The organism is Actinoplanes sp. NPDC049599 (assembly GCF_044465625.1).
In the GTDB taxonomy this organism is placed as follows: Bacteria; Actinomycetota; Actinomycetes; order Mycobacteriales; family Micromonosporaceae; genus Actinoplanes.
This window is the reverse complement of sequence record NZ_JBITLX010000009.1, coordinates 192,262-198,583: the sequence shown is the minus strand read 5'-3', so window position 1 is coordinate 198,583 and position 6,322 is coordinate 192,262. Positions and strand designations below refer to the sequence as shown.

Genomic DNA, 6,322 nt, shown 5'->3' with positions numbered 1-6,322 from the left:
CCGGGGGGGGGGGGGGGCGGGGGGCTGGGCACCCCCCCGGGCGGGGGGCGCCGCCCCCCCCCCGGGGGCGGGGGGGGGGGGGCCGCGCGGGGGGGGGGGGGGGCCCCCCCCCCCCCGCCCCCCGCGACGCGCTCTCACAACAGGCCCGCCTCGTAGCTCAGCCGCTCGATCAGCCCGTCGGCGTCCACCGCCAGGCCCCGCGCGGTGAACCAGCTCGCGACGTTGCGCACGTCGCGGGCGAGGAACTCGGCGCCCTGCGGGTTGGCGATCAGGTCGATGATCTGCGGCATGTCGATGAGCACCAGCCGCCCCTCGTGCACCAGCGTGTTGTACGGCGACAGGTCGCCGTGCGCGATCTGGGTCCGGGCCAGCACGCTGAGCGCGTCGGTCATCTGCCGCCACAGGTCCTCGAGCCCGTCGCGGTCGGTGCGCACCTGGGCCAGCCGCGGCGCGGCCTCCCCGGTCTCCCAGTCGCCGATGAACTCCAGCATCAGCTCGGTGCCGATGAGCTGCACCGGGTAGGGCACCGAGATCGTGCCGCCCTCCTGGCCCACCTGCCAGAGCCGGGACAGCGCGCCGAACTCGGCCGCCGCCCACTGCCCGGCGATGAGCCCCTTGCCGAACGCCGTCCGGTTGGTCATCGCGCGCATCTCGCGGGAGCGGCGCACCCGCCGGCCCTCGAGGTAGCCCGCGTCGCGGTGGAAGAGCCGGTGGTCGCCGTCGCGGTACCGCTTGGCCGCGAGCATGCTGACCTGGCCGGTGCCGGGCAGCTCGCGCCGGACCAGGAAGACGTCGGCTTCCTTGCCGGTCTTGAGCATGCCCAGCTCGGAGTCGACCGCGCCGTGCTCGGTGCGGATCCAGCCGGGTCTGGGGTGCGGGCCGTGCAGGGCGCCGTCCCAGGTGGACCAGCGGTCGCCGGTCTCGGGCAGGTCGGGGTCCTCGGCCAGGGCCGGCTCGAGCCGGCCCCGCTTCAGGAAGTCGGAAGCGTCGTCGTCATCGAACTTGCGACGGCCGCGGCGCATGGTCGCCGGGCCGAAAGAGTCGTGCTCGCGCACTGGAGGATCTCCTCGGAGAAGAAAGAAGGAACGGAAACCTGGGCATGGCGAAGGACAACGACAGCCATGAGGTTCACCCCCTTCAGTCCGAGAAACCCCGCGGAACACGTACGCGATGCACTCTCCCGGGCGACCCCGGGCGGCGCAACCGAATTACCGGGCCGCCATGACGGCGGACAGCCCCTGGATGACGTTGCCGACCACCCGGGTCGGCGCGAACCGGTTGTCGATCCAGTCCCGGCCCCGGTGCAGCCACACGCTGGGTAGTCCCATCGCGGCCGCGCCGCCGATGTCCGCCTCCGGGCTGTCCCCCACGATCCAGGCGCCGCCGAGGCGCATCCGGACCCGCTGGGCGGCCAGCGCGAAGATCCGCGGATTGGGCTTGCTGACGCCGGCCTGCTCCGAGATGACCCAGTCCGCGACGTAGCGGTCCAGCCCGGTGCGGCGGATCCGGGTCTCCTGCTGCTCGTGCGGGCCGTTCGTCACCACCACCGGCACCCACCCCGCGTCCCCGGCGATCTGCAGCGCACAGGCCACCAGCGGGTCGAGCCGCTCGTAGGCCAGCGGACCCTCGTGCAGCTCCTCGAGCAGGTCGATCGAGGGGATGTCCAGCTGGTACCGGTCGCGGATCAGATCGGCCAGGTCCCACCGGGAGGTCAGCCCGTCAGCATCAACGGAGAGTAACCAGTCCAAGTCTTCCTGTGGTGCCGCGATCTCGTCGAGAAAACCTTTCGCCCACAGTCGGAACGCACCGCTGCGATCGAGCAGGGTGTCGTCCAGAGCAAGGAAGACGAGAGGCACCCGCGCACTGTACGTGAGTGAATGCTGGACCCAACAGCCCAACAGTGTTAACAAAGGCCGTCCCTGATGACGTATTTGGCACCATGCGACACGAATCCCCGGCGACTGGCAAGCCGTACGTACGGATTGCAAGGGCCGGAACGGACGTGACACGATCGCAGCGTGCCCAGGGTTAGCCAGGACCAGCTCGACGCCCGCCGCCACGAGATCCTCGCGGCGGCGCGGGGGTGCTTCGCCCGTTTCGGTTACGAGGGTGCCACCGTGCGCAGGCTCGAGGAGGCCACCGGGCTTTCACGTGGCGCGATTTTCCATCACTTCCGGGACAAGGACTCGCTCTTCCTCGCGGTCGCCGAGGACGACGCCGCCGCCATGGTGGCCACGGTCCGCCGCAACGGCCTGGTCCAGGTGATGCGCGACCTGCTGGCCCAGGCCCGGAGCAGCGACGGCGACACCGCCGGCTGGCTCGGCAGCCAGCTTGAGGTCTCCCGGCGGCTGCGCACCGACCCCGAGTTCGCCAAGCGCTGGGCCGAACGGTCGGCCGCGATCGCCGAGGCCACCCGCGAACGGCTGGAGCGCCAGCACGAGGCCGGGGTGCTGCGCGACGACGTGGGTGTGGAGGTGCTCACCCAGTTCCTCGAGCTGGCCTACGACGGCCTGGTCCTGCACCTGGCGACCGGGCGTCCGGCGGGCGAGCTGAGCCGGGTGCTGGACGTCGTGGAGGAAGCTGTCCGGCGGCCGTGACCCCGGTCGTTGCAGTGACCTGCACAATGAGGTCCTGCAACTCGACAAGCTCGGGAGGTCGGACATGAATCTCGCGGCGCAGGGTGACACCTGGGGCATCCCCGGACCGGCTTTTCTCGTCCTCTACTTCGCCGCGACCGTCGCGGTGCTGATCCTCTCGGCGATCCACCGGCGGGTCCTGTTCGCCGGCGACCGCCGCGCCGAGCTCACCCGGCTCGGCCCGCAGCAGGTCGCCTACCTCAACGGCGGCGACCAGCTCGCCGTCTACGCCGCGCTGGGCGGCCTGCGCGGCGCCGGCGCCATCGCCGGCGGCCCCGGCAAGACGCTCTACCAGGCGGGCCCGATGCCCGCCGGCGTCACCCCGCTCGACAACGCCATCTACAACGCGGCGGGCCGCCGCATCCGGGCCCGCGACCTGGCCGGCGACCAGTGGGTCGTCGCCGCGGTCCGGCAGCTCCGGGAGGGCCTGGAGGCGCAGGGCCTCGCGGTGCCCGAGGCCCGGCGCAAGACCGCCCAGGCGTGGAGCCTGGCCGGCCTGGCCCTGCTCGTGCTCGGCGTGGGCCGGCTCGTCGACGGCATCCAGAACGACAAGCCGGTCGGCTTCCTGGTGGTGGCCATCGTGATCGCCGGCATCGTGACGGTCGTGCTGCTGACCCGCAAGCGGCGCGCGACGCACGCCGCCGACAAGGGCATGGCCGCGCTGCGCCAGCAGCACGCCTACCTCTCGCCCGGCCAGTCCCCCTCGTACGCGACCTACGGCGCCACCGGCGCGGCGATGGGCGTGGCCCTCTACGGCACGGCCGCGCTCTACACGATGGACCCGGCCTTCGCCGCCGAGGCGGAGGTCCAGCGGATCAACTCCAGCACCGGCTCCAACACCGGCGGCGGCGACTCCGGCAGTTCCTCGTCGTGCGGCGGCGGCAGCTCCTCCTGCGGCGGCGGAGGTGGCTGCGGCGGCGGCGGGTGCGGCGGATGACCATCGAGTACGGCGTGGGCATCGGCTGGCGCCCCGAGATCTCGGGCTTTGTCACGCAGCTGCCCGGCCTGCGGTTCACCGAGGTGGTGGCGGAGTCCGTGCACGCGCACGGCGACCTGCCGATGGGCCTGGCCGAGCTGCGCGACCGCGGCGTGGCCGTCGTGCCGCACGGGGTGAAGCTGTCGCTGGGCGGCGCGGAGCCGGTCGACCCGGCCCGCGTCACCCACCTGGCGGCGGTGGCGGAACGGCTGGGCGCGCCGCTGGTGAGCGAGCACATCGCGTTCGTGCGGGCGGGCGGCGTGGAGGCCGGGCACCTGCTGCCGGTCCCGCGCAGCCGCGAGGCGGTCGACGCGGTGGTCGCCAACGTGCGGCGCACCCAGGCGGAGCTGTCGGTGCCGATCGCGCTGGAACCGATCGCGGCCCTGTTCGACTGGCCGGACGACGACCTGGACGAGGGCGCGTTCCTCACCGAGATCCTGGAACGCACGGACGCCCTGCTGCTGCTGGACGTCGCCAACGTGTACGCGAACGCGCTCAACCGCGGCACCGACCCCCGCGCGCTGTTCGACCGGGTGCCGCTGGAGCGGATCGCGTACGTCCACGTGGCCGGCGGCGCCGAACGCGACGGCATCTACCACGACACCCACACCGACGCGGTGCCCCAGCCGGTCCTCGACCTGATCACCGAGCTCTGCGCCCGCAAGCGCCCACCGGCCCTGATGCTGGAACGCGACGGCGACTACCCGGCGGCGGCGGAACTCGTCGGCGAACTGGACGCGATCGCGGCGGCCTCGGGCTACCCGGTGGTGACGTGACCTCGCTGGCGGAGCGGCAGGCGGCGCTGGTGGCCGCACTGACCGGCGGGGCCGCCGTACCCCCGGGGTTTGACGCCCGGCTGGTGGAGGCAGCGCGGGTCGCGCTGCTCAGAAAGCGCGCCGGGGAGGTCGCGCGGCAGTGGCCGGAGCTGACGCGGGCGCTCGGGGACGGATGGTGGCCGCTGTGGTCGGCGTGGGCGGCGACGCGACCCACGCAGGGCTCGCTGCGGGACGGGTGGGACCTGGCCCGCGAGCTGCTGGCCCGGCGGGAGCTGCCGGCCGCGGCGGGTGCGGAACTGGCGGCGCGCGAGGCGGCGCTGAGCTACGACGGAAAGACGAACCCCAGCCCGCGTCGGGCGCCGGCTGTGCGCGGGGCCGCGGGCTCGGTGGCCCTCCAGCTGGCCGGCCGGGTACGCATCCTGCGCCGCAGCTGAGCAACCGGTCACGCCGCCCCGGCCGACGCCGGATCCTGCCGCGGCCCCGCGGGCCGGTTTCTGTCGGACCCGGCCGGTAGCGTCGCCGCATGGACGGCTCGGTTCTGGTCACCGGCGCCTCGCGGGGCCTCGGTGCGCACATCGCCCGGCGGCTGGCTGCCGACGGCCGGCCCGTCGCGGTCAACTATCTACCCGACCGCGCGGACGCCGAGCGGGTCGTCGCCGACATCAGGGCCGCCGGCGGGCGGGCGGCCGCCTTCCGGGGCGACGTCACCGACGAGGCCGATGTCACCGCGCTGGTCGCCGCGGTCGAGTCCGGGCTCGGGCCGATCGCCGTGCTGGTGCCCAACGCCACCGGGCCGCAGCCGGTCATCAACGCGGTCGACGTCACCTGGCAGGACCATCTCGACCAGCTCGCGTTCTTCGTGAAGAGTCCCACCCTGCTGATGCGGGCGGTGGCGCCCGGGATGCGCTCGCGCGGCGGCGGCCGGATCGTCCAGATCGGATCAGACCTGGTCGAGCGGGCCGCCCCGGGCATGTCGGCCTACAGCGCCGCCAAGGGCGCACAGCTCTCACTGACCCGCACCTGGGCGCGCGAGCTGGGCCCGTGGGGCATCACCGTCAACGTGGTCGCGCCCGGCTGGATCCCGGTGGAACGCCACGCCGGCATCGACCCGAGCCACCTGGAGAGCTACCGGCGAGAGGTTCCGCTGGGCCGGATGGGCACGCCCGGCGAGGTCGCGGAGGTGGTCGCGTTCCTGGCGTCGGATGCGGCCCGCTTCGTCACCGGTGAGCGCATCACCGTCAACGGCGGCCACGTGATGGACTGATGATGGAGTTGCTGCGCACCCGTCGCCTCGCGTTGCGGTCCTGGACCGGCGACGACCTGGCCGCGTACTTCGACCTGTACTCGCGGTGGGAGGTCCGGCGCTGGCTCGGTCCGCACCCGCGGCGAGTCGTCGCCGACCGCACCGAGGCCCGCGAACGGCTGCACCGCGTCCTCGTGCGGCACGCCTCCGTCACCCCGCCGCTCGGGCTGTGGGCGCTCGTGCCGCACGAGGACGACGTGCCGATGGGCACCGTGCTGCTGATGCCGCTGGCGGACGCGGCGGGACCCACCGGCGAGGTCGAGGTCGGCTGGCACCTGCACCCCGACCGGCAGGGCCGCGGTCTGGTGACCGAGGCGGCCCGGGCCCTGCTCGACATCGCGGCGCTGCCCCGGGTGCTGGCGCTGACCGACCCGGACAACGGGCCCAGCCAGGCGGTCGCGGGCCGCCTCGGAATGACGGACGAGGGCCTGACCGACCGCTGGTTCGGCCTGACCACCCGACAGTTCGCCCGATGACCGGCCAACAGCCTGACCGACCGCCGGTTCGGCCTGACCATCCGACGGTCCGCCCGACGACCAGCCGGCAGCCTGACCGACCGCCGGTTCGGCCTGACCACCCGCCGGTCCGCCCGATGACCAGCCGGCAGCCTGACCGACCGCCGGTTCGGCCT

General features: G+C 73.8%; 8 protein-coding genes. 6 read left to right on the top strand and 2 right to left on the bottom strand.

Features of this window, described 5'->3' with window-relative positions; genetic code table 11:
* Positions 1 to 134 precede the first annotated feature (134 nt).
* The gene (locus ACIBQZ_RS19050; protein ID WP_396090017.1) at positions 135 to 1,055 is read right to left on the bottom strand and encodes a serine protein kinase RIO; all 921 of its coding nucleotides are present in this window, start codon (positions 1,053 to 1,055) and stop codon (positions 135 to 137) included.
* Positions 1,056 to 1,208: 153 nt separating this feature from the next.
* The gene (locus tag ACIBQZ_RS19045) at positions 1,209 to 1,856 is read right to left on the bottom strand and encodes an HAD family hydrolase (protein ID WP_203763192.1); all 648 of its coding nucleotides are present in this window, start codon (positions 1,854 to 1,856) and stop codon (positions 1,209 to 1,211) included.
* A 162-nt stretch (positions 1,857 to 2,018) separates the two neighbouring features.
* Between ACIBQZ_RS19045 and ACIBQZ_RS19040 the strand changes: the two genes are divergently transcribed.
* From ACIBQZ_RS19040 to ACIBQZ_RS19015, 6 genes are all read left to right on the top strand, one after another.
* Complete coding sequence (locus tag ACIBQZ_RS19040) at positions 2,019 to 2,597, top strand: TetR/AcrR family transcriptional regulator (RefSeq protein ID WP_396090016.1); 579 nt, start codon at positions 2,019 to 2,021, stop codon at positions 2,595 to 2,597.
* Positions 2,598 to 2,661: 64 nt separating this feature from the next.
* A complete protein-coding gene (locus tag ACIBQZ_RS19035; RefSeq protein ID WP_396090015.1) occupies positions 2,662 to 3,573 on the top strand; it encodes a TIGR04222 domain-containing membrane protein in 912 nt (303 codons plus the stop codon).
* Positions 3,570 to 4,388: a DUF692 domain-containing protein gene (locus ACIBQZ_RS19030; RefSeq protein ID WP_396090014.1), complete on the top strand. Its 819-nt coding sequence runs from the start codon at positions 3,570 to 3,572 to the stop codon at positions 4,386 to 4,388. Before ACIBQZ_RS19035 ends, ACIBQZ_RS19030 begins: the two co-directional genes overlap by 4 nt.
* On the top strand, positions 4,385 to 4,822 hold the full coding sequence (locus ACIBQZ_RS19025; RefSeq protein ID WP_396090013.1) for a hypothetical protein: 438 nt from the start codon (positions 4,385 to 4,387) through the stop codon (positions 4,820 to 4,822). Before ACIBQZ_RS19030 ends, ACIBQZ_RS19025 begins: the two co-directional genes overlap by 4 nt.
* An 89-nt stretch (positions 4,823 to 4,911) precedes the next feature.
* Positions 4,912 to 5,652 (top strand): SDR family NAD(P)-dependent oxidoreductase, encoded by a 741-nt coding sequence (locus ACIBQZ_RS19020; protein WP_396090012.1) that lies wholly within the window; start codon positions 4,912 to 4,914, stop codon positions 5,650 to 5,652.
* A complete protein-coding gene (locus ACIBQZ_RS19015) occupies positions 5,652 to 6,167 on the top strand; it encodes a GNAT family N-acetyltransferase (RefSeq protein WP_396090011.1) in 516 nt (171 codons plus the stop codon). The genes ACIBQZ_RS19020 and ACIBQZ_RS19015 overlap by 1 nt, the downstream gene beginning before the upstream one ends.
* The last annotated feature ends 155 nt before the right edge of the window (positions 6,168 to 6,322 follow it).